20 protein-coding genes are annotated in these 21,182 nt (G+C 72.4%); 7 read left to right on the forward strand and 13 right to left on the reverse strand.

Annotated elements, in window-relative coordinates:
• Positions 1-89 precede the first annotated feature (89 nt).
• The 7 genes from purM to CFK41_RS12460 all read right to left on the reverse strand — a co-directional run bounded on the left by purM (position 90) and on the right by CFK41_RS12460 (position 6,326).
• Positions 90-1,253: a phosphoribosylformylglycinamidine cyclo-ligase gene (purM, locus tag CFK41_RS12430; protein ID WP_096799947.1), complete on the reverse strand. Its 1,164-nt coding sequence runs from the start codon at positions 1,251-1,253 to the stop codon at positions 90-92.
• Positions 1,250-2,734, reverse strand: a complete 1,485-nt coding sequence (purF, locus tag CFK41_RS12435; protein WP_096799948.1) for an amidophosphoribosyltransferase — start codon at positions 2,732-2,734, stop codon at positions 1,250-1,252. Before purF ends, purM begins: the two co-directional genes overlap by 4 nt.
• Positions 2,735-2,797: 63 nt before the next feature.
• On the reverse strand, positions 2,798-3,268 hold the full coding sequence (locus CFK41_RS18070) for a hypothetical protein (protein ID WP_174705971.1): 471 nt from the start codon (positions 3,266-3,268) through the stop codon (positions 2,798-2,800).
• Positions 3,265-4,062 carry a copper homeostasis protein CutC gene (locus CFK41_RS12445; protein WP_096799949.1) on the reverse strand — a complete coding sequence of 266 codons (798 nt, stop codon included), beginning with the start codon at positions 4,060-4,062 and terminating at the stop codon, positions 3,265-3,267. Before CFK41_RS12445 ends, CFK41_RS18070 begins: the two co-directional genes overlap by 4 nt.
• Entirely contained in the window at positions 4,059-4,478 is a 420-nt protein-coding gene (locus tag CFK41_RS12450) for a sterol carrier family protein (RefSeq protein ID WP_096799950.1), read from the reverse strand. The genes CFK41_RS12445 and CFK41_RS12450 overlap by 4 nt, the downstream gene beginning before the upstream one ends.
• Position 4,479: 1 nt before the next feature.
• Positions 4,480-5,778, reverse strand: coding sequence for an adenylosuccinate synthase (locus tag CFK41_RS12455; protein WP_096799951.1), 1,299 nt, complete (start codon positions 5,776-5,778; stop codon positions 4,480-4,482).
• A 122-nt stretch (positions 5,779-5,900) separates the two neighbouring features.
• On the reverse strand, positions 5,901-6,326 hold the full coding sequence (locus CFK41_RS12460) for a DUF3151 domain-containing protein (RefSeq protein WP_096799952.1): 426 nt from the start codon (positions 6,324-6,326) through the stop codon (positions 5,901-5,903).
• 54 nt (positions 6,327-6,380) lie between these two features.
• Here CFK41_RS12460 and CFK41_RS12465 point away from each other — a divergent pair, with 54 nt between their 5' ends.
• Entirely contained in the window at positions 6,381-8,306 is a 1,926-nt protein-coding gene (locus tag CFK41_RS12465; RefSeq protein ID WP_096799953.1) for a phosphotransferase, read from the forward strand.
• 56 nt (positions 8,307-8,362) lie between these two features.
• Positions 8,363-8,788: a D-aminoacyl-tRNA deacylase gene (gene dtd / locus CFK41_RS12470; protein WP_096799954.1), complete on the forward strand. Its 426-nt coding sequence runs from the start codon at positions 8,363-8,365 to the stop codon at positions 8,786-8,788.
• Positions 8,789-8,799: 11 nt separating this feature from the next.
• Here dtd and CFK41_RS12475 read toward each other — a convergent pair whose 3' ends face one another.
• Positions 8,800-9,495 carry an HAD hydrolase-like protein gene (locus CFK41_RS12475; RefSeq protein ID WP_096799955.1) on the reverse strand — a complete coding sequence of 232 codons (696 nt, stop codon included), beginning with the start codon at positions 9,493-9,495 and terminating at the stop codon, positions 8,800-8,802.
• A gap of 99 nt (positions 9,496-9,594) precedes the next feature.
• Here CFK41_RS12475 and CFK41_RS12480 point away from each other — a divergent pair, with 99 nt between their 5' ends.
• Positions 9,595-10,341: a phosphoglyceromutase gene (locus CFK41_RS12480; RefSeq protein WP_096799956.1), complete on the forward strand. Its 747-nt coding sequence runs from the start codon at positions 9,595-9,597 to the stop codon at positions 10,339-10,341.
• A 236-nt stretch (positions 10,342-10,577) separates the two neighbouring features.
• Entirely contained in the window at positions 10,578-11,204 is a 627-nt protein-coding gene (locus tag CFK41_RS12485) for a C39 family peptidase (RefSeq protein WP_169928814.1), read from the forward strand.
• A gap of 106 nt (positions 11,205-11,310) precedes the next feature.
• Here CFK41_RS12485 and CFK41_RS12490 read toward each other — a convergent pair whose 3' ends face one another.
• Entirely contained in the window at positions 11,311-13,041 is a 1,731-nt protein-coding gene (locus CFK41_RS12490) for a helicase HerA-like domain-containing protein (RefSeq protein ID WP_096799958.1), read from the reverse strand.
• A 108-nt stretch (positions 13,042-13,149) separates the two neighbouring features.
• Between CFK41_RS12490 and CFK41_RS12495 the strand changes: the two genes are divergently transcribed.
• On the forward strand, positions 13,150-14,190 hold the full coding sequence (locus tag CFK41_RS12495; protein WP_096799959.1) for an acyltransferase domain-containing protein: 1,041 nt from the start codon (positions 13,150-13,152) through the stop codon (positions 14,188-14,190).
• Between the two features lie 43 nt (positions 14,191-14,233).
• On the opposite strand, the gene CFK41_RS12500 is transcribed toward CFK41_RS12495, so the two are convergent.
• Entirely contained in the window at positions 14,234-14,890 is a 657-nt protein-coding gene (locus CFK41_RS12500; protein ID WP_227873067.1) for a TetR/AcrR family transcriptional regulator, read from the reverse strand.
• Between the two features lie 177 nt (positions 14,891-15,067).
• Between CFK41_RS12500 and CFK41_RS12505 the strand changes: the two genes are divergently transcribed.
• Positions 15,068-16,813: an MDR family MFS transporter gene (locus CFK41_RS12505; protein ID WP_096799961.1), complete on the forward strand. Its 1,746-nt coding sequence runs from the start codon at positions 15,068-15,070 to the stop codon at positions 16,811-16,813.
• Between the two features lie 133 nt (positions 16,814-16,946).
• Positions 16,947-18,023, forward strand: coding sequence for a GNAT family N-acetyltransferase (locus tag CFK41_RS12510; protein ID WP_096799962.1), 1,077 nt, complete (start codon positions 16,947-16,949; stop codon positions 18,021-18,023).
• 133 nt (positions 18,024-18,156) lie between these two features.
• Here the strand turns inward: CFK41_RS12510 and guaA are convergent, their stop codons facing one another.
• The 3 genes from guaA to CFK41_RS12525 form a co-directional block, all read right to left on the reverse strand.
• Positions 18,157-19,746 carry a glutamine-hydrolyzing GMP synthase gene (gene guaA / locus CFK41_RS12515; protein ID WP_096799963.1) on the reverse strand — a complete coding sequence of 530 codons (1,590 nt, stop codon included), beginning with the start codon at positions 19,744-19,746 and terminating at the stop codon, positions 18,157-18,159.
• 106 nt (positions 19,747-19,852) lie between these two features.
• Complete coding sequence (locus tag CFK41_RS12520; protein ID WP_096799964.1) at positions 19,853-20,254, reverse strand: DUF3817 domain-containing protein; 402 nt, start codon at positions 20,252-20,254, stop codon at positions 19,853-19,855.
• Positions 20,255-20,257: 3 nt separating this feature from the next.
• Positions 20,258-21,121 (reverse strand): SURF1 family protein, encoded by an 864-nt coding sequence (locus tag CFK41_RS12525; protein ID WP_096799965.1) that lies wholly within the window; start codon positions 21,119-21,121, stop codon positions 20,258-20,260.
• Between the last annotated feature and the right edge of the window lie 61 nt (positions 21,122-21,182).

Consider the following 21,182-nt stretch of genomic DNA (forward strand, 5'->3'; position numbering starts at 1 on the left):
CACCGTGACACAGCAGGAGGGCCGACCCGAGGGTCGGCCCTCCTGCTGTGTCCGGCAGGGCTGATCCCCCGCCGGACCTGGCCCGACGGTCAGTCCCAGCCGGGATGCTGGCCGGCCATCAGCACGGCCCCGCCCTCGACGCCCTTGGCGCCGGTGACGACATGCTCCAGGCGGGCGCCCGGCTCGGGCAGGGTCTCCTCGCCGACCACCTCGCCGATCACCCGGGCTCCGAGCCCGCGCTCGGCGAGGACGGCCAGCGCGGCGTCGGCCTTCTCGGCATCGACGACGGCGACCATGCCCATCCCCATGTTCAGCGTGCCCTCGAGGTCCAGCTGGGGCACCGAGCCCCAGTCGGCCATGCGGGAGAACACCGCACCGGGCTCCCACCGCGAGCGGTCGATGCGGGCGGCGAGCCCGCGGGGCATCACCCGGGCGAGGTTCGCGGCGAGACCGCCGCCGGTGACATGGCTCAGGGCGTGGACAGCGCCGGCGGAGCGCTGGTCCCGCAGGGCGGCCAGGAGATCTCCGGTGTAGATCCGCGTCGGCTCGAGGAGCTCCTCCCCCAGCGTGCGCCCGAAGTCCTCGACGTGCGCGTCGAGGGCGAGCCCGGCCGAGGCCAGGACGGCGCGCACCAGCGAGTAGCCGTTGGAGTGCAGGCCGGAGGCGTCCATGCCGATCACCACGTCCCCGGAGCGGACCCGCTCCGGGCCCAGCAGATCCGCGGCCTCGACCACGCCCACCGCGGCGCCGGCCACGTCGTAGTCCTCGGGCGCCATCAGGCCGGGGTGCTCCGCCGTCTCGCCGCCCACGAGGGCGCAGCCGGCCAGCCGACAGCCCTCGGCGATGCCGCGGACGATGTCCGCGATCCGCTCCGGCACCACGGCGCCGCAGGCGATGTAGTCGGTCATGGCCAGGGGCTCGGCACCCACCACGATGATGTCGTCGACCACCATGCCCACCAGGTCGCGGCCGATGGTGTCGTGGATGTCCATCTCGCGGGCGATCGCGATCTTGGTGCCGACGCCGTCGGTCGAGGAGGCCAGCAGCGGGCGCTCGTAGGCCTTCAGCGCGCTGACGTCGACCAGGCCGGCGAAGGCGCCGATCCCACCGAGCACCTGCGGGCCGTGGGTCGCCGCGACGGCCTCCTTCATGAGCTCGACGGCGCGGTCCCCCGCGGCGGTGTCGACTCCGGAGTCGGCGTAGGTGATCCCCGCGGGGCGGGAGTCCTGGGGGCTCTGGTGCGTGGAGTTCATGCGTCCTTCTCGGCGGAGACGGGCTGGGGGTTCTGGATGATGCCCTGGGCGCGGGCGACGGGCTCGGGCAGCGCGACCGGGTACTTCCCGGAGAAGCAGGCGGTGCAGAGGGTCTCCTCGGGCTGCTCGGTGGCCGCGATCATGCCCGCCTCGGTGATGTAGCCGAGGGAGTCGGCGCCGAGCGATCGGGCGATCTCCTCGGTGCCGAGACCGTTGGCGATCAGCTCCGCCCGCGAGGCGAAGTCGATGCCGTAGAAGCAGGGCCAGCGCACCGGCGGCGAGGAGATCCGCACGTGGACCTCGGCGGCTCCGGCCTCCCGGAGCATCCGCACCACCGCGCGCTGGGTGTTCCCGCGCACGATCGAGTCGTCGACGACGACGAGGCGCTTGCCCTCGATGACCTCGCGCAGCGGGTTGAGCTTGAGCCGGATGCCGAGCTGGCGGATGGTCTGCGAGGGCTGGATGAAGGTGCGGCCCACATAGGCGTTCTTCACCATGCCCTGGCCGTAGGGGATGCCGGACTCCTGGGCATAGCCGATCGCCGCCGGGGTGCCGGACTCCGGGGTGGGGATGACGAGGTCCGCCTCGACGGGATGCTCGCGGGCGAGCTGACGCCCCATCTCGGTGCGGGCCTCGTTGACGCTGCGCCCGGCGATGCGGGTGTCGGGCCGAGCGAGGTAGGCGTACTCGAAGACGCAGCCCTTGGGCTCCGGCGGCATGACCTGCTCGGAGCGCAGACCCTGCTCGTCGATGACGATCATCTCGCCGGGGACCACCTCGCGCACGAAGCTCGCGCCGCAGATGTCCAGGGCGGCGGTCTCGGAGGCGACCACCCAGCCGCGCTCGAGACGACCCAGCACGAGCGGGCGGATCCCCTGCGGGTCCCGCGCGGCGTACAGGGTGGTCTCGTCCATCAGGGTGAAGCAGTAGGCGCCGCGCAGCCGGGGCAGCACGTCGCGCAGGGAGTCCTCGAGCGGACCCTCGGAGTTCAGCAGCGCCGTCACCAGGGCGGTGTCGGTCGTGTTGCCGCGGGCGAGCTCGCCGGTGCGCGGCGTGCCGTGCCGCTCCGCGACCAGCTCCTGCAGCTCCTCGGTGTTGATGAGGTTGCCGTTGTGGGCGAGCGCGACGGTGCCCTCGGGGCGGGGCCCGAGGGTGGGCTGTGCGTTGGACCAGACCGATCCGCCGGTGGTCGAGTACCGGGCGTGCCCGATCGCGATGTGCCCCTGGAGCGCTTCGAGGGAGGCCTCGTCGAAGACCTGGGAGACCAGTCCCATGTCCTTGTAGACCATGATCTGCGAGCCGTCGCTGGTCGCGATGCCCGCGGACTCCTGCCCGCGGTGCTGCAGAGCGTAGAGACCGTAGTAGGTCAGTTTCGAGACGTCCTCACCGGGGGCGAAGACGCCGAAGACGCCGCAGGCATCCTGCGGCCCCTTCTCCCCGGGGAGCAGGTCATGGGAGAGTTTTCCGTCGCCGCGTGCCACTGGTCCATAGTGCCACAGGCCCGCCCCCGCGCCGTGCTCCCGTCCACGGCGGGATCAGCGGCGTCAGGGCGCCTCCCTGCGGTGCCGGATCGCATCGATCAGCGCGGCGAGCGCGGCCAGCGGGAGGCCGACGAACACGGCGACCACGAGCATGAAGTTGAGCACGCCGCTGATGTCCGCGAACTCGAACAGCGGGGCGCTGAGCAGGGCCAGGACGGCAGGCACGATGATCGCCAGCGCGACCCAGAACCCCAGGGTGGGGACCCGTCCCCGGCGCACGTAGACCGTGGTGCCCCCGGCCGATGGGTCCTCGTCGGCCGGCGCTGCGGCGTCGGCGCTCGGGGCGGCGTCCGCGCTCTGGGCGGAGTCCGTGCTCTGGGTCTCCTCGGCGCCCGCGGTCCCCTCCGCGTTCTCCGCGCGGGCCGCGCCGTCGGCGCCGTCGGCGCCGTCAGGGCTCTCAGGGCTCTCAGGGCTCTCAGGTCCTTCGGGACCCGCGGTGCTCTCGGTGTTCTCCAGGTCGTTCACAGTGCTCACAGTTCTCCAGCGGCGTCGACCGCCGCGGCGACGGTCGCCGGGTCGGTGCAGGTCTTCGGAGCGCCGTCCTCGACAGGGGCGCCGGGTCGCCGGCGGGCGGACAGGTGGATGTCGGCGGCGCCGGTGCGGCGCACCAGGTCGCCGATGTCGGCGGGGCGCACCCCTCCCCCGGCGCAGATGTCCAGCAGCCCCTCCGCGGCGTCGACCATGGCGGCGAGATCCTCTGCGCCGTCCAGGGCACGGGCCGCTCCCCCGGAGCTGAGCACCCGGTGCACGCCCAGGCCGAGCATCGTGCGCACCGCCTCCTCGCGCTGCGCACGGCCCCCCAGGGCGTCCACCGCACGGTGCACGGTGAGGGTCACGCCGCGCAGCGCGGAGCTGCCGGCCACCAGCGCTCCGTCACGGATCGCCTCGAGGGCGGGGATGTCGAGCTCTCCGGCAGGGGTGAGCGCTCCGATCACCACGCCGGCGGCGCCGGCGGCGACGCTCTCGCCGGCCTGGTCCGCCATCAGATCGATCTCCTCGGGCGAGAAGGTGAACTCCTCCGGCCGGTCCAGGAAGTCGCCGTGCTCGGCGCGGGAGCGGATCAGCACATGCACGTCGAAGTGGGGCTTCGCGTCCCGTGCGGCGACCAGGGCGGCGGCGCGGGCGGTGCACTCCTGGACCAGCTCGGCGGGCGGGGTGAGGCCGCCCCGGGCGAGGTCCACGCACAGCTCGACCCGGTCGGCGCCGGCGAGGGCGGCGACCTCGAGGCCGGCGAGGTCCTCCACGGCGATCTCGACGGCGACGCTCATCGCTGCTCCTGCTCCCGTGCGGACCGCTCGCGGGCGATGCGCACGATGCGGCGCGGTCCGAGCAGCGGCAGGAGCTCGCGCAGGTCGCTGCGCTCCCCGCTGGCGCGCACGCGCCCGTCGGCCGTCGCCGACTCCCAGTCCAGGTCTCCGCAGGCCAGCGCGAGCCAGGTCGCGGCGTCCGTCTCGACCACGGCCGGCGGGGTCCCGCGCGTGTGCCGGGTGCCGGCGATGGCCTGCACGGCGGCATGGGGCGGGACCCTCAGCTCGACGGCGCCGCCGGGGTACTCCTCCGCGAACATCTCCAGGGTGTGGCGCACGGCGGGGGCGAGCACCGAGCGCCCTGCGCTCTCGGGGGCGGTCGCCCACGCGCTCAGCGCGCTGCGGCCCGCTTCGGGATCGGTACGACGGGTCGCCACGTCAGCGGGTCGCCCCCGGCAGCAGGTCGTGGACGGCGATGGTGTCCGCACGGTCCGGGCCCACGCCGATGGCGCTGATCCGGCAGCCTGCGAGCTCCTCGAGGCGCAGCACGTAGTTGCGGGCATTCTCGGGCAGCTCCTCGAAGGTGCGCGCCAGGGAGAGGTCCTCGGTCCAGCCCGGGAGCGTCTCGAAGACGGGCGTGGCGTGGTGGAACTCGGTCTGCGTCATCGGCATGTCGCGGTGGATCACGCCGTCCACGTCGTAACCGGTGCAGATCGGCACCTCGTCGATGCCGGTGAGCACGTCGAGCTTGGTCAGCACGATGTCGGTGAAGCCGTTGATGCGCACCGCGTGGCGGATCATCAGGGCGTCGTACCAGCCGCAGCGGCGGGGACGCCCGGTGTTCACACCCACCTCGCCGCCGACGCGCTGGAGGTACTCGCCCCACTTGTCCTCGAGCTCGGTGGGGAACGGCCCGGCGCCCACGCGGGTGGTGTACGCCTTGACGATCCCGATCACCCGGTCGATGCGGGTGGGGCCGATCCCGGTGCCGGTGCAGGCGCCGCCGGCGGTGGGGTTGGAGCTGGTGACGAACGGGTAGGTGCCGTGGTCGACGTCGAGATAGGTGGCCTGGCCGCCCTCCATGAGCACGACCTCGTCGCGGTCCAGCGCCTCGTTGAGGAGCAGCGTGGTGTCGACCACCATCGGGCGCAGGCGCTCGGCGTAGGCGAGCAGCTCCTCGACGATCTCGTCGACCTCGACCGCGCGACGGTTGTACAGCTTGACCAGCAGCTCGTTCTTCTGGCGCAGGGCGCCCTCGATCTTCTGGCGCAGGATCGACTCGTCGTAGAGGTCCTGGACACGGATGCCGAGGCGCCCGATCTTGTCCATGTACGCCGGGCCGATGCCGCGCCCGGTGGTGCCGATCGCCCGCTTGCCGAGGAACCGCTCGGTGACCTTGTCGAGGGTCTGGTGGTAGGGCGCGACGATGTGGGCGTTGGCGCTGATCCGCAGGCGGGAGGTGTCCACGCCGCGGGCCTCGAGCATGCCGATCTCCTCGAACAGCGCCTCGAGGCTGATCACCACGCCGTTGCCGATGACCGGGGTCACCTGCGGCGAGAGGATGCCGGCGGGAAGGAGCTTGAGCTCGAACTTCTCGCCGTCGACGACCACGGTGTGGCCGGCGTTGTTGCCTCCGTTGGGCTTGACCACGAAGTCGACGCGCTCCCCGAGGAGGTCGGTGGCCTTGCCCTTCCCCTCGTCGCCCCACTGGGCTCCGACGATCACGACGGCGGGCATGGCGACTCCTGAGGAACGGCGGGTGACTTTCCGGACGGGTGGCCGCGTGCGGTGCACAGGGCCGCGTGGATCCTACCAAGCACGGGTGGACGCACCCTGCACGAGGCAGGATCCTGCCGGGCTCAGCCGAGCAGGCTGGGATCGGCCTCGCGCAGGAAGTCGGTGACGCGGTCGGCCTCGGGCTGGTCGCCGAGGCGGCGCGAGGTCTCCCCCAGCATCGCGAGCGCACGGAGGAAGCCGCGGTTCGGGGCATGGGAGGCCGGGATCGGGCCCTGGCCGCGCCAGCCCGCGCGCCGCAGGGCGTCCAGGCCGCGGTGGTAACCGGTGCGGGCGAAGGCGTAGGCGGAGATCTCGTCGCCGTCGCTCAGCGCGTCCTCGGCGAGGGTGGCCCACGCGAGAGGGGAGTCGAGATGGCGGGCGGCGACGTCCCGCGGGTCGCCCTCGACGAGCTCCTCGGCCACCTGGGTGTCCACGAAGTCGTCGGGAAGTCGGGTCTCGGGAATGCCCAGGAGGTTCCCGCTGGTGAGGTTATCGGTACGATCAGCCATGCCAGCATCGTAGGCGGTGTCGCCCGATGACCCCATGATCAGATTGATTCACCCATGTCACAGACGCAGGACGGTTCCGAGCTCCTCACCGGGCCCGGTGCGGGCGGATTGCTCCGCTCGGCCGTCGGCAACTCCGGCGGGGTGCTGCACAGCTGGCAGCTCGACCATGTCGATCACCGCCCCGGGCGCAGCACGAAGGCGCTCTACCGCACCCAGGTGTCCTGGCCCGAGCTGGACGGACCGCAGGCGCCCGCGCGCGAGGAGCTCTTCGGGGCCAGCGCCCACATCGGCGAGCGGGAGAAGAACCTCTACGTCGCCGAGCAGACCCTGGTGATGACCGACGGCGACATCAACGTCCGCGTATGGCGCTATCCCCACGACCCCTGGCTGCCGATGCTGCCGCTGGTCTGCTACCCGGACATCGTCGGCCGCACCCTCCATGACCTGGGCGCCTCCATCGACGGAGACCCGTCGATCCCGATCGCGATCGACGTGGTCTCCTACCGTCCGGGGCGGCGCGCCGTGCTGCGCGCCTCGCAGGGCGACCGGGCGGTCTACCTCAAGGTGATGCAGCCCCACCGCAGCGGCGAGATCGTGGACCGCCACCGCCGGCTGCTGGCCGCCGGGGTCCCCGTGCCCGAGGTGATCGCCCATCACAACGGGCTGGTCGTGCTCGCGGAGCTGCCGGGCCGTCCGCTGGCCCGCGCCGTCATCGACGAGGGTGTGGACGCCTGCCGTGCGGAGGATCTGGTGGCGCTGGTCGACCGGCTCCCGGCCTCGATGTACTCGCTGTCGCTGCGACCGCCGTGGACGGATTCGGTGGAGTTCTACTCCGGCATCGTCAGCTCGTCCGTCCCCTCTCTCGGTCCCCGGCTCGACGCCCTGGTGCGATCGGTCCGCGACGGGCTGACCGCGCTCGAGCAGCGCCTGGACATGCGCCCGCACGACGTGGTGCACGGGGACTTCTACGAGGCGCAGGTGTTCGTCGAGAACGGTCGCGTGGTGGGGCTGCTGGACATCGACACCGTGGGACCCGGCCGTCGGGCCGACGACCTGGCGTGCCTGCTCGCCCATCTCAGCGTCCTGGCCGACTACGGCAACGCCGGCCGCATCGACCGCGCCACGCAGGAGCGGGTCGAGGAGGCCATCCGCACCTGGCACGAGATGTTCGCCGAGCGGGTGGATCCCACCGAGCTCGCCCTGCGCTCCGCAGGCGTGGTGCTGTCCCTGGCCACCGGGCCGCATCGCCAGCAGGAGGCCGCCTGGGAGGCGGCCACGGAGGCGATCGTGCGGGTCGCCGAGGAATGGGTCTCCGAGGCCCGACGGGCGGAGTCCCAGCGGCTCGAGGCCGCGGCCGCGAAGCAGGCCGCCGGGGGCCCGGTCACCGGGCAGCGTCCCCTCGAACAGGGCGACCCGCCGCAGGGGCCGACGGGGGTGCGCCAGGTGCCGCCGCAGGGCGCGCCGTCCCAGGCCCCCGAGGCGCAGCTGGCGGCGGCCGCCCAGCAGCAGCCGATCCGACCGTCCGTCGCCCCGCAGCACGGCGCCCCCGCACCGGCCCAGCAGTCCGCGCCGCCGACGCGCTCGGCCCCGCCGGCACCTCAGCAGGCCGCACCGCCCCAGGCCGCACCCCAGCAGTCGGCCGGGCGGCACTCGGCGCCGCCTCCTCCCGCAGGCTCCGGGCAGGTGCCTCCCCGGACGGCCCCGCCGCAGTCCGCTCCGACGCATTCCGCCCCGCCGCAGTCGGCACCGCAGCAGCCGGCCCCGGGTGCGTACCCGGCGGTCCAACGTCCCTCGGGACCGTCCGCCCTCTCCGCACCGGCGGAGAGGACGGCGCCGCTGCCGCCGTCCGCCCCGTCGGCGCAGCCCACCCAGGCCTCCGAGCAGGGCCGGGACCGCCCGCTGCCCGCACCGGATCGTGGCGATGACGGTGACGACTCCCCCACGCAGGAACGTCGGATCGACACGATCCTCCCCGGCTGAGCCCGGCCGTCGCCGGGGTCCTGCAGCCTCAGGCGGGGCTGTGCCACCATCGGGGCATGCGTGCAGTGCTCCAGAGGGTCGACGGTGCCCAGGTCGAGGTCGATGGCGAGGTGGTCGGCGACATCGAGGGCGAGGGACTGCTGGCCCTGGTGGGCGTGACCCACGAGGACGGCCCGGACCAGGTCGCCACCATCGCCCGCAAGATCTGCGAGCTGCGGATCCTCGACGGCGAGCGCTCGGTGCTCGACGCCGGCGCACAGGTGCTCGTCGTCTCCCAGTTCACGCTCTACGGCGATGCGCGCAAGGGGCGGCGGCCGTCATGGAGCGCCGCCGCCCCCGGCCCCCTCGCCGAGCCCCTGGTGGATCAGCTGGTGGAGGCGATCCGTGAGCGCGGGGTCACGGTCGCGACCGGCCGCTTCGGCGCGATGATGCGGGTGGGGCTGACCAACGACGGCCCCTTCACGATCCTGCTCGAGGCCTGAGTCCGGAGCGTTCAGCCCCGCAGCAGCGCGGAGAGCTCCGGGACGGTCTCGGCGACGGGCAGGCCGGAGGCTCGTTCGAGCTCCCCGCCGTATCCCCAGCCCACGAGCACGGCGGGCAGGCCGTGCGCCGCCGCGCCCTCCGCGTCATGGAGCCGGTCCCCCACCATCACGGCGCCGGCCCGCACACGGTCCCCGAGCCGCAGCAGCACGTCCTCGATCACGGCGGCCTTGTCGCGCCGACCCGCGGCGGCATCGGTGCCGCCGATGAGGTCGAGCTCGTCGGCGAGACCCTGGTTCCGCAGGAGCCGGATCGCCGTGGACTCCGGCTTGTTCGTCGCCACCGCGACCGTGCGGCCCTCGGCGCGCAGGGCGGCGATGAGCTCGCGCATCCCGGGGTACGGGGCGCTGGAGAGCACGCCGTGCTCGAGATAGTGGTCGTTGTACGCCTGTCGCAGCCGTTCCGCGCGCGCGGCGCTCAGTCCGAGCACTCCGCGGAACGAGTCCGAGAGCGGCGGGCCGATGAACCCCTGGAGGACCTCATCCCCGGGGTGCTGCTCCCCGCAGACCGCGAAGGCATGGTCGAGGGCGGCGAGGATCCCGGGACCGGACTCGACGATCGTGCCGTCGAGGTCCAGCAGCACCACGGGCACCTGGCGAAGGTCCGGTGAGGTGGGCAGCGGCGGGGCGGTGTGCGCGGGGACGGCCATTCCTCGAGCCTATCCGCGCCGGCGCGGGCCCTGCTGCCCAGGATCCGCCGGCGCTGGTCCCGACGTGCACCGCCGGGACGCTCCACGTACCCTGGGGCCATGACCTACACACTCGTGCTGCTCCGCCACGGCGAGAGCGACTGGAACGCCAAGAACCTCTTCACCGGCTGGGTCGACGTGGCCCTGACGGAGAAGGGCCGCACGGAGGCCGCCGAGGGCGGCGATCTGCTCAAGGAGGCCGGCATCCTGCCGGACGTCGTGCACACCTCCCTGCAGCGCCGCGCCATCATGACCGCGAACCTCGCGCTGGACGCGGCGGACCGCCACTGGATCCCCGTCAAGCGCGACTGGCGCCTCAACGAGCGCCACTACGGCGCCCTGCAGGGCATGGACAAGGCGGAGATCCGCGAGAAGTACGGCGAGGAGCAGTTCATGGCCTGGCGCCGCTCCTACGACACCCCGCCGCCCGAGATCGAGTTCGGCTCCGAGTTCTCCCAGGATCAGGACCCGCAGTATGCGGACCTCGGTGACCAGCTGCCGAAGTCCGAGTGCCTCAAGGACGTCGTCGAGCGCTTCCTGCCGTACTGGGAGGAGGGCATCAAGCCCGACCTCGCCGCCGGGAAGACCGTGCTGATCGCCGCGCACGGCAACTCGCTGCGCGCGCTGGTGAAGTACCTCGACGGCATCTCCGACGAGGAGATCTCCGGCCTGAACATCCCCACCGGCCAGCCGCTGGTGTACGAGCTGGGCGAGGACTTCCAGCCCGTGGAGAAGGGCGGCCGCTACCTCGACCCGGTCGCCGCGAAGGCCGCCGCCGAGGCTGTCGCGAACCAGGGCAGGAAGTGAGCTGACGCTCCGCCCGCTGACGGCGCCCCCACCGCTCGGTGGGGGCGCCGTCATGTTTCGGGGCGCACCGCTCCCGCGCGGGAGATCGCCCAGGTCAGAGACTCCACGACCCACCTCGGGCCGCGTCAGGGATGTCAAGGGGGAGGACTCCCCATCCACCTCGGCACCCTCTCGTGCATAGCGTCGTGACGCCGGTCACCCCGGCCACTGCCCCCGACGCCCAGGACGAGGTATCCATGACCACCATCGCTCCCGATCGCAGGACGTTCCTCCGCGCCGTGGGGGTGAGCGCGGCGGCCGGTCTCGGCACCCTCGCGATCACCCCGCGCGCCTCCGCCGCCGGCGAGAAGGTGCTGCCGACGACCTACCGCGAGCAGCCGAACTTCTTCTACTGCGGTCCCACCGCGGTCTCCATCGCGCTGAGCGCGAAGGTGACGCCGCCCGGCCTGGACACCCTGGCCGCCGAGCTCGGCACCACCGACAACGGCACGAACTTCGGTGCCGTCTCCCCCGTGCTCACGAACCGGCTGACCGGGGCGACCTACCGAGATCAGTGGATGGGCGGCACGAGCGCCTCCCCCGCCGATGCGGACCTGCTCTGGCAGCGCGCGGTCGCCAACGTCGACACCGGCTTCGCGACCGTCTGCAACTGGTGGGTGGTGGCCGGCGAGTACCCGAACTGGGGCGGCAACACGAGCGACATCTTCCACTTCGTCACGATCGACGGCTACAACGCCGACGAGCGCTCGCTGCGCATCGCCGATCCGGCCGGCTCCACGCTGAGCAGCACCCTGCCCAGCCATCACTGGCTGAGCGTCCAGCAGGTCGCGACGTACTGCGCGGGGCGCGGCTACTTCTGGTGAGGGGCCTCGAGAGCGGCTGAGCCATCCCAGCCGGTCGCCACGGTCTGGACGCCGTCGGCCCCCGAGGATCGCTCCCCGGGGGCCGACGGTCTGCGTCGCGGATCGCTCAGCGACGGCGACGGGTGCCGAACAGGCTGCGGGTGATCTCGCGGCCCAGCGCCGTGCCCGCCGAGCGGAGGAAGGACTTCACGGCGGGCTTCTCGAAGAAGCCCTCGTCCTCCTTCGCTGAACGCTCGGAGCCGCCCTTCGCGCCGTCCTTCGGCTCGGAGGAGGACGCCTTCTCGCCGCCGGAGGCGGCCTTGGCGTCGGCCGAGCCGATCGCCTCCTGATCCTTCGCGGCGCGGGCGGCGAGGATCTCGTAGGCGGACTCGTTGTCGACGGCGGTGCCGTACTCCTGCTGCAGCGGCGACTTCGCGACCGCGGCGGTGATCGCCTCGGTGCCGGCGGGCTCCATGGAGGACTCCGGCGCGCGCACGGCGGTGATCGCGACCGGTGTCGGGGTGCCGTCCTCGCTCATCACGGTCACGATCGCCTCACCGGTGCCGAGCGCCGGGATGACCTCGACGAGGTCGTGCTCCGAAGTGGGGAAGGTGGAGGCGGTGGCCTTGAGCGCCTTCGCGTCGTCGGGGGTGAAGGCGCGCAGCGCGTGCTGGACGCGGTTGCCGAGCTGGGCGAGGACGTCCCCGGGGATGTCCTTCGGGGTCTGGGTGATGAAGAAGATGCCCACGCCCTTGGAGCGGATCAGGCGGACCGTCTGGACCACCTGGTCCTGGAACGCCTTGGAGGCGTCCTTGAACAGCAGGTGCGCCTCGTCGAGGAAGAACACCAGCTTGGGGACCTCGCGGTCCCCCACCTCGGGCAGCTCCTGGTACAGCTCGGCGAGCATCCACATCATGAAGGTGGAGAACAGGGCCGGGCGGGAGGCGACGCCGGGCAGCTCGAGGCACGAGATCATGCCGGTGCCGTCCTCGGCGGTGCGCAGCAGCTTCGCGGTGTCGAAGGCGGGCTCGCCGAAGAACACGTCCGCCCCGGAGGACTCGAAGGCGGTGAGGCTGCGCAGGATCACGCCCGCGGTGGCGGAGGAGATCCCTCCGATGCCCTTGAGCTCGTCCTTGCCCTCGTCGGAGGTGAGGAACTGGATCAGGGCACGCAGGTCCTTGAGGTCCAGCAGGGCGAGGCCCTGGGCATCGGCGTAGTGGAAGATCAGCCCGAGCGAGGACTCCTGGGTCTCGTTCAGCTCGAGCACCTTGGACAGCAGCACCGGGCCGAAGTCGCTGACGGTGGTGCGGATCGGCACGCCCTCGCCCTGCCCGCCGAGGGCGAGGAACTCGGTCGGCGCGGCGCGGGAGACCCACTCCTGGCCGCGGGCGGCGGCCCGGGCGGTGAGCTTCTCGGAGGCGGTGCCGGGCACCGCGATGCCGGAGAGGTCGCCCTTCATGTCCGCGACGAACACCGAGGCGCCGGCGAAGGCGGCCTGCTCGGCGATGACCTGCAGGGTGCGGGTCTTGCCGGTGCCGGTCGCGCCGGCGATCAGGCCGTGCCGGTTCAGCATCCCCACCGAGAGGTTCACGGGGACCGCGGGGTTGGGCTCCTCCCCCTCGAGCATCGCGCCGAGGTGGATCCGGCTGCCCTCGAAGGCGTAGGCGTCGCGCACGGCGACGGCCGACGGGCTCAGCTCGCCGCCCGCGGGCGCGGCCGGTGCGGCGTCCTCGGCCGGTGCGGCAGGAGCGGCCTCGGCCGGTGCGTTCTCGGCAGGCGCCGCAGGAGCTGCGTCGGCCGGTGCGGCGTCAGCGGGTGCTGCGGACGCGGCGGCGGTCTCGTCGTTGTTCGTGGTCATGCTCTGGCTCCTCCTGCGTCGGCACGGGCCGACAGGTGCGGTGTCTCGACCCTGGAATCGTAGCGGCATGGATCACATCCCCGGACCGATCGGCAGTACGGTTCTCCCATGACCGTTCGCCGCAGCCCCCAGCACGAGGTCCTCGGCAATCCGCCGGTCGCCGTGCGCGCCACCTCCTCCCTCTCCCCCGCCGACGTGCGCGTCATGCTCACGGCGCCGTCGCGGCCCGCGCTGCTGGAGCGTCTCGGGATCATCGGCGAGGACGCCGCGGATCTCGGTCCGCTCGCCGATGCCGCCGCGGCCGACGAGGAGCTGCTCGCGGAGATCACCACGATCGCGAACGCCCTGCGCTCCGGGGCGGGCCTGGAGGAGACCGCGCTGGACCTCTCCGCCCAGAAGGAGCGGCACGACGCCCTCCAGCAGCGCCTCGCCCCGGGCGAGGGGCTGCTGCCGATCCTCGCCTTCCTGGTCTCCACCTCGACGGTGCGTGCCTGGCACGCCACCCGCGGCCTCGACGAGGAGCTCTCCTGGACGGTGCTCGCCGATCTGGGGCAGCAGATGCGCGTGCATCGCCGCGGCACGGACCTGCTCGGCCTCCATCAGCTCAACTGGGTCACCGGCAACTGGGCCGGGCGCCTGGTGCACCTGGGTCGCCTGCAGTTCGATCTCAGCCGCCGCCGCGTGGCCCGGCTGGAGCACGGCACGGAGCGGACGGGCCCCGACGAGCCCGTGCGCTGGGTGATCGGCACCCACATCCCCGCCATCGGCCCGCTGGATCCGGAGGCGGTCGAGGAGTCCTTCACCGCGGCCACCGCGTACTTCACCGAGCAGTACGCCGATCTGGGACAGGACCGTCCGGCCGATGCACCGGCCTTCGGCCACGAGTTCACCTGCGACTCCTGGCTGCTCAGCGGCGAGTTCGAGGAGATCACGGGCCCGGAGTCGAACCTCGCCCGCTTCGCCGCGCTCTGGGAGCGGATCGGCGGCGACCCGCAGGGCGGCGACGGCGCCCTGTTCTTCGTCTTCGGGAAGCGGCCGCCGGTGGATCCGACCACGCTCCCCCGCCGCACCCGGCTCGAGGCGGGAGTCGCCGAGCGGCTCGCCGACGGCCGCGGCTGGACCACGGGCAGCGGGCGGCTGCTGCGCTGATCCTGCGCTCCGTCACGCGCTCGGGCGCGAGGGCTGTCAGGGCTCAGAAGAGCGGATCGTCGGCGTCGTAGCGATCGAGCACCTCGTCGAAGGCGCTCGCGATGTCGATGCCGCGCGACATCGAGACGGAGAAGGCGGTGCGGGTCACCGCGAAGCCGATCTGCACGCCGAGGGTCGCACGCTCCTGCGCGTCGTCCCCGTCGTAGGCCTCGGTGAGCGCCTCGATCATCTCGGTCTGCACCGAGAGCAGGTTGCCGGAGGAGAGCGAGTGGAGCTTCGGCTCCTTGGCCATGACCTGCTTCTTGAGGTCCCGGAGGCCTGCATCGAAGGGCGCGGTGGCGACGGCCTCGCGCATCACCGCGCGGAGGGCCTGCTGGGGACCCACCTCCTCGAGCTGGTGGCGCAGCCGTTCGCCGATCTGCTCCCCGCCCGCGCTGAGCACGCCGATGATCGCGGACTCCTTCGTGGACCAGTGGTTGAAGAAGGTGCGGGTGGAGACCCCGGCACGCTGGGCGATCGCCTCCACCGTGACGCCCGAGAGCCCGTGCTCCAGGACGAGCTCGAGGGCGGCGCGGTGCATGGCGATGCGGGAGTCGCGCTTCTTCCGCTCGCGCAGGCCGAGGCTGGCCTCGGCCTCTCGGCTGTCCTCCCGCGCATCGATCGCGGGCATGTCCTCGGCGGTGGTGGTCTCGTCGCTCACGGGACCATCGTAGGTCCGACACATCACAAAATCTGCACTGAGTGAAATAGTGCATTCACTGCAGGTGTTCGTTAGTCTGTTCCGGTCGAAGCCCACTGCTGTGCTGCGGCCCGGGGAGCGCCACCGCGCACCCCCGTCCCCGTCCCGTCCGCACCCCTCCGTCTTCTGAGGAGCCCCGTGAGCTCAGCACCGCCATCCGCCTCGACCACCTCCGCACCCCCTGCCTTCACCGGCCTCGACCGCCAGGGCAAGCTCGTCTTCGTCGGCCTCATGCTCGGCATGTTCGTCGCCTCGCTCTCGCAGACGATCGTCGGCCCCGCGATGCCGCGCATCGTCGCCGAGCTCGGCGGCGTGGAGCACTACAGCTGGATCGCCACCGCCGCGATGCTGGTCTCCGCCGTCGCCGTGCCGATCGTCGGCAAGCTCTCCGACCTCTACGGACGCCGCTGGTTCTACCTCGGCGGTCTCGCCGTGTTCATGATCGGCTCGATCCTCGCCGGCCTCTCCCAGGGCTTCTGGTTCCTGGTCTTCGCCCGCGCCGTGCAGGGCCTCGGCATGGGCACGCTCATGCCGCTGTCGCAGACGATCATCGGCGACATCATCCCGCCCCGCCAGCGCGGCAAGTACCAGGGCATCATGGGCGCCGTCTTCGGCGTGACCTCCGTGGTGGGCCCGCTCATCGGCGGCACGATCACGGACAACTTCGGCTGGCGCTGGCTGTTCTACCTCACCCTGCCGCTCGGCGTGGTCGCCTTCGGCTTCATCCTGCGCTACCTGCACCTGCCGGTCTCCCGCCAGCACGGCAAGGTCGACTACCTGGGCATCGTCACCCTGACCCCCGGCCTGGTCATCGCGCTGCTCGCCACCACCTGGGGCGGCAACACCTACGACTGGGGCTCCGCGACGATCATCGGCATGTACGCCATCGCCGCGCTGTTCCTCGCCGCCTTCGTGGTCATCGAGACCCGCGTGGCCGAGCCGCTGCTGCCGATGCACCTGCTGGCCCGGCCCATCGTGGCCCTGTCCGTCGGCGCATCCTTCGCGATCGCCGTGGCCATGTTCGGCGCGATCATCTACATCCCGGTCTACGCGCAGGGCGTCATGGGCGTCTCCGCCACGAACTCCGGCGCGATCCTCATCCCGCTCTCCGTCGCCATGATCATCACGTCGATCGTGGTGGGCCTGCTCATCACCCGCACCGGGCGCTACAAGCCCTTCCTCGTGCTGGGCGGCCTCGTGCTCGTGGGCGGCTACCTGCTGCTCGCGAACCTCCAGTACGGCGACTCGCAGTGGCACCTGACCCTCGCGATGGTCGTGATCGGACTGGGCCTGGGCCTGTGCATGCAGGTCTACACGCTCGTGGTGCAGAACGCCGTGGCGCAGCGCGAGCTGGGCATCGCGACCGCCGCGATCCAGTTCTTCCGCAACATCGGCTCGACCATCGGCACCGCGGTGCTCGGCACCGTGATGACCGCGCAGATGTCCACCGCGATCCAGGGCGAGCTCGAGAAGCTGCCCGCGGAGCAGCTGGGCCAGCTGCAGCAGAACGGCGGGCTGGACGCCTCGCAGCTCGAGGGCGCCGTGCTCGACCCGGCGGCCCTGGAGAAGCTCCCCACCTTCCTGGTGGAGCCGATCCGGACCGGCATGGGCCTGGCCATGCACGACGTGTTCCTCACCGCCGTGCCCTTCGTGATCGCCGCGCTGCTGCTCTCGCTGTTCGTCAAGCAGATGCCGCTGCGCGACACCCTCCACGAGGCGGGCGAGGCGCCGACGGCGGCGGAGCAGCACGAGTTCCGCGACACCACCACGGGTGCGCTCGCCGCGGTCGGTGCGAGCGAATCGGTCACCGTGACCGGCGAGTTCCCGCACCTGGACCCGGAGACCGGGCGCTCGCATCGAGCGGACGGCTCCGTCGACCGCTGATCACCGGGACGCTCGGGACGAGCACCGCACAGGCCCGACGGCCCCTGCCGAGCGCAGGGGCCCGTCGGGCCTTCTCGATCTCGGGACGATCTCCTCGCCGGACGCCCGCACGGCGACGTGGAACGATGGGCAGGTGCTGCTCTCGGATCACTTCCCGCCCTCCCTGCCCGCCGCCCTCGCCTCCCGGCTCCCCGGGGAGGAGGACGTCGCGCCGCTCGCCGCGCTCCTCACCGCGGATCAGCGCACCCACACCCCGGGGGCGGAGGTCACCGAGGACGCCCTGCGCTCACGCCTGGTCGGCCTGCGCTCGTGGGCACGGCGACAGGTCGTCGTGGTCCCTGCCGCGACCGACGGCTCCGCGACCGACGCGCCGCCGGTCGCCTGGATCTCGATCGAGGACCGCGCCGCGGGCCGCTCCGACGTGCAGTGGGCGGTCGCCCGGGACCTGCCGGACCGGGACGCGGTCGCCGCCGCGCTGCTGGACTGGGCCGATGAGGCCGGAGGCTCCTTCGCCCGGCACCGCGGCGTTCCCACCACGCAGCTCGATGCGACCGCGAACTCCCTGGACACCGATCGTTCCCGCCTGCTCGCGGCCGCCGGCTACGAGCACGTGCGCACCTGGCTGCACATGCGCCGTCCCGTCCAGGCGGAGGAGGCGAGCTCCCTGCCCGCGCCGCGTGCGGGCACCCGGGTGCGACGCGTCCACCTCCATCCCTCGGGCCTCCCCGTCGCGCAGGACGTCACCACCGTGCACCGCATGCTCGAGGAGTCCTTCGCCGACCACTGGGGCTCCTACCGCGAGTCCTTCGCGGAGTTCGTCCAGCGCCTGGTCGAGGTCCCGCAGGAGGCCGACTGGGACCACTGGTGGATCGCGGAGGTGGAGCGCGAGGGCCGCTGGCTGCCCGCCGGTGGGCTCGTCGCGGCGCGCCAGGGCCCGCGCGACGGTCTGGGCGAGGGCACCTATCTGGAGTACCTCGGGGTGCATCGCAGCGCCCGTGGTCATGGCGTGGCGAAGTCGCTGCTGCGCGCCGCCTTCGCCGATGCCGCCCGCCGCGGTCGCACCCGGGTGGAGCTCGAGGTGGATGCCGACTCCCCCACCGGGGCCGACGGCCTCTACGAGGCGATGGGTTTCACGACCTTCGAGCAGACACAGACCTGGCATGCGCGCGCCGAGGCCCACCCCTCGCGCCTGCTCGAGCCGCCGGCCTGAGGCGCCGCGTCCCTCGGCCCTCCCGCCGCCCCGGCGCAACGTCCCGGATGTGACAGAGGTGGGGGAATCGACCCTCGATCACCCCACCTCTGTCGCTCTCGCCGGGGCCTGAGCATTCAGGCCGGGCGGGAGGTCACTCCCACTCGATGGTGCCCGGGGGCTTGCTGGTGATGTCGAGGGTGACGCGGTTGATCTCGCTGACCTCGTTGGTGATGCGGGTGGAGATCTTCGAGAGGACCTCGTAGGGCACCTTGGCCCAGTCGGCGGTCATGGCGTCGTCGCTCGTGACGGGGCGCAGCACGACCGGGTGGCCGTAGGTGCGGCCGTCGCCCTGCACGCCCACGGAGCGCACGTCGGCCAGCAGCACGACGGGGCACTGCCAGATGGTGCGGTCCAGGCCGGCGGCGGTCAGCTCGGCGCGGGCGATCGCGTCGGCCGCACGCAGGATGTCCAGGCGCTCCTTGGTGACCTCTCCGATGATGCGGATGCCGAGTCCGGGGCCGGGGAAGGGCTGGCGCCAGACGATCTCGTCGGGCAGGCCCAGCTCGGAGCCGACCGCGCGGACCTCGTCCTTGAACAGGGCGCGCAGCGGCTCGACCAGCTCGAAGGAGAGGTCCTCGGGCAGGCCGCCCACGTTGTGGTGGCTCTTGATGTTCGCCGCGCCCTCGCCGCCGCCGGACTCGACGACGTCGGGGTAGAGCGTGCCCTGGACCAGAAAAGCAGTGGCTTCCGCGTGGTCGCCCTCGACGACGCCCTGCTCGCGCAGGATGTCGGCCTGGGCCTGCTCGAAGGAGCGGATGAACTCGCGACCGATGATCTTGCGCTTCTGCTCGGGATCGGTGACCCCGGCGAGCGCGGCGAGGAACTGCTCCTCGGCGTCGACCATGACGAGCTTCGCGCCGCCGGTGGAGGCGCCGAAGGCCTGCTCGATCTGCGCCGACTCGTCCTGGCGCATGAGGCCGTGGTTCACGTACACGCAGGTGAGGCGGTCACCGATGGCGCGCTGCACGAGGGCTGCGGCCACGGCGGAGTCCACGCCGCCGGAGAGGCCGCAGATCGCGGAGCCCTCGCCCACCTGCGCGCGGATCCGCTCGAGCTGCTCCTCGATGACGTTGCCGGTGGTCCAGGTGGGCTCGATGCCCGCGCCGCGGTGCAGGAAGTTCTCGAGCACCTCCTGGCCGCGGTCGGAGTGGCCCACCTCGGGGTGCCACTGCACGCCGTAGAGGCGCTTCTCGGCGTTCTCGAAGGCGGCGACGGGGCTCGCGGCGGAGGTCGCGACGACCTCGAAGCCGGTGGGGGCGCCGGTCACGGAGTCGCCGTGGCTCATCCACACGTTCTGCTCGAGGTCCTGCGCGGCGAGCAGCTGGGAATCGCCGTCGATGCTCTCCAGGCGGGTCGCGCCGTACTCGCGCAGGCCCGTCGGCGCGACGGTGCCGTCGAGCGCCGCCGCCATGGACTGGAAGCCGTAGCAGAGCCCGAGCACGGGCACGCCGGCCTCGAGCATGGCCGGGTCCAGGCGCGGGGCGCCCTCGGCGTAGACGGAGCTGGGACCGCCGGAGAGGATGATCGCGCGAGGCTGCTTGGCGAGGATCTGCTCCACCGGCATCGAATGCGGGACGACCTCGGAGTAGACCCGGGCCTCCCGCACGCGGCGGGCGATGAGCTGTGCGTACTGGGCGCCGAAGTCGACGACGAGGACGGGGCGCTGGTCGGTGTCGTTCACCCGGCCGAGTCTACGTGGGAGGTCGCGCTCCGGGTGCTCCCGTCCGCCCCGTCGGGGGACGATCCTCGTCACCTCCGGGCCGGGCGCCCCTCCCAGGTGGATCTGCTCAGGCCCGGTCCTCGTCCTGCAGGGTGGGTCGACGGGCCAGGTCGGCCTCGACCTTCTGGTGGGTCCAGCGCTCGCCGAAGAAGGAGAGCACGGGGATGACGCCGAAGAACATCAGCAGCAGCATCCGTCCCAGGCCCCAGCGCATCTTCATCCACAGGTCGAAGCCGAGGACCACGTAGACCATGTAGATCAGGCCGTGGATCGGGGACCACACCGAGGAGACCTGCTCCCAGAACGGGGACACCGAGGTGAACGGGACGTCGCCGCCGAAGACCACATAGCGCATCAGCATGATCACGACCAGCACCAGCAGCGCGATGCCCTCCACGATGGAGGCCACGCGGAAGCGGGCGAAGGAGGTCCTGGCGGCGACTTCGTCGAGGGGGCGGGGAGCGGGCACGGGTCACACGTCCTTGTCGGAGGAGGGGGCGGTCGTCGCGGCGACGGCCGAGGAAGGGATGGTGCCGGCGGGGTCGCCGGCGTCGGGCTCGTCGTCGCCGAGCAGGTCCTGCATGGCTCGGCGGCGGTCGGCGACCTCGTCGAGGTGCGTCGCCCGCACGGAGCGCCACCACAGGTAGAGGAAGAAGCCGCCGAACAGGACCCACTGGAAGGAGTAGCCGATGTTCTGCCAGTTCAGCCCACGGGAGAAGTCGGACTCCGCCGCCGGCAGCGGTCGCAGCGGGCCGGAGGGGTCCGAGACGGAGACGTAGCCGGCGAACATGGGTGATCCCCATTCGTTGACCAGGAGCGGGGTCGCGATCTCGCTCGCCACTCCCCCTTCGACGCCGCCGGTGGCGGATTCGCTGGCCTCCAGCCGGCCGGAGATCTCGATCTCGCCCTGCGGGGCGGAGGGGGCGAGGTCCGGGTCGATCTGCCCGTCGGCGCCGGTGACGTCCGCTTCGGGCAGCCAGCCCCGGGCCACGGGCAGCCGGGCCCGGGAGCCGTCCTCCAGGTCGACCATGAGCGAGGAGACCACGAGCACCGCCGGGGTGCCGCCGATGTTCCGGCTGGGCACGAGGACCTGCTCACCCGGCGCATAGCTGCCCGTGGCGGTGACGTCCTGGCCGGAGAGCGCGTTGGTCACGGGATCGCCGACCTCCAGCACGCCGCGGATGTCGCCGAGCTGCTCGGGCCCGGCCGCATGGCTGGTGATCGCCTGATGCGCACGGTCCCACTGCCAGGTGGCGAGCAGGCCGCACACGACGGTCGCCGCCACCATCAGGGCGAGCATCCCCAGGAAGCGGGGACGGAGGGCGACGCGGAGCATGCGCCCATCGTACGAGCCGCCGCCGGGACGGATGCTGGGCGGCGAGGTCTCTCACATCACG

The organism is Brachybacterium ginsengisoli (assembly GCF_002407065.1).
GTDB lineage: Bacteria > Actinomycetota > Actinomycetes > Actinomycetales > Dermabacteraceae > Brachybacterium > Brachybacterium ginsengisoli.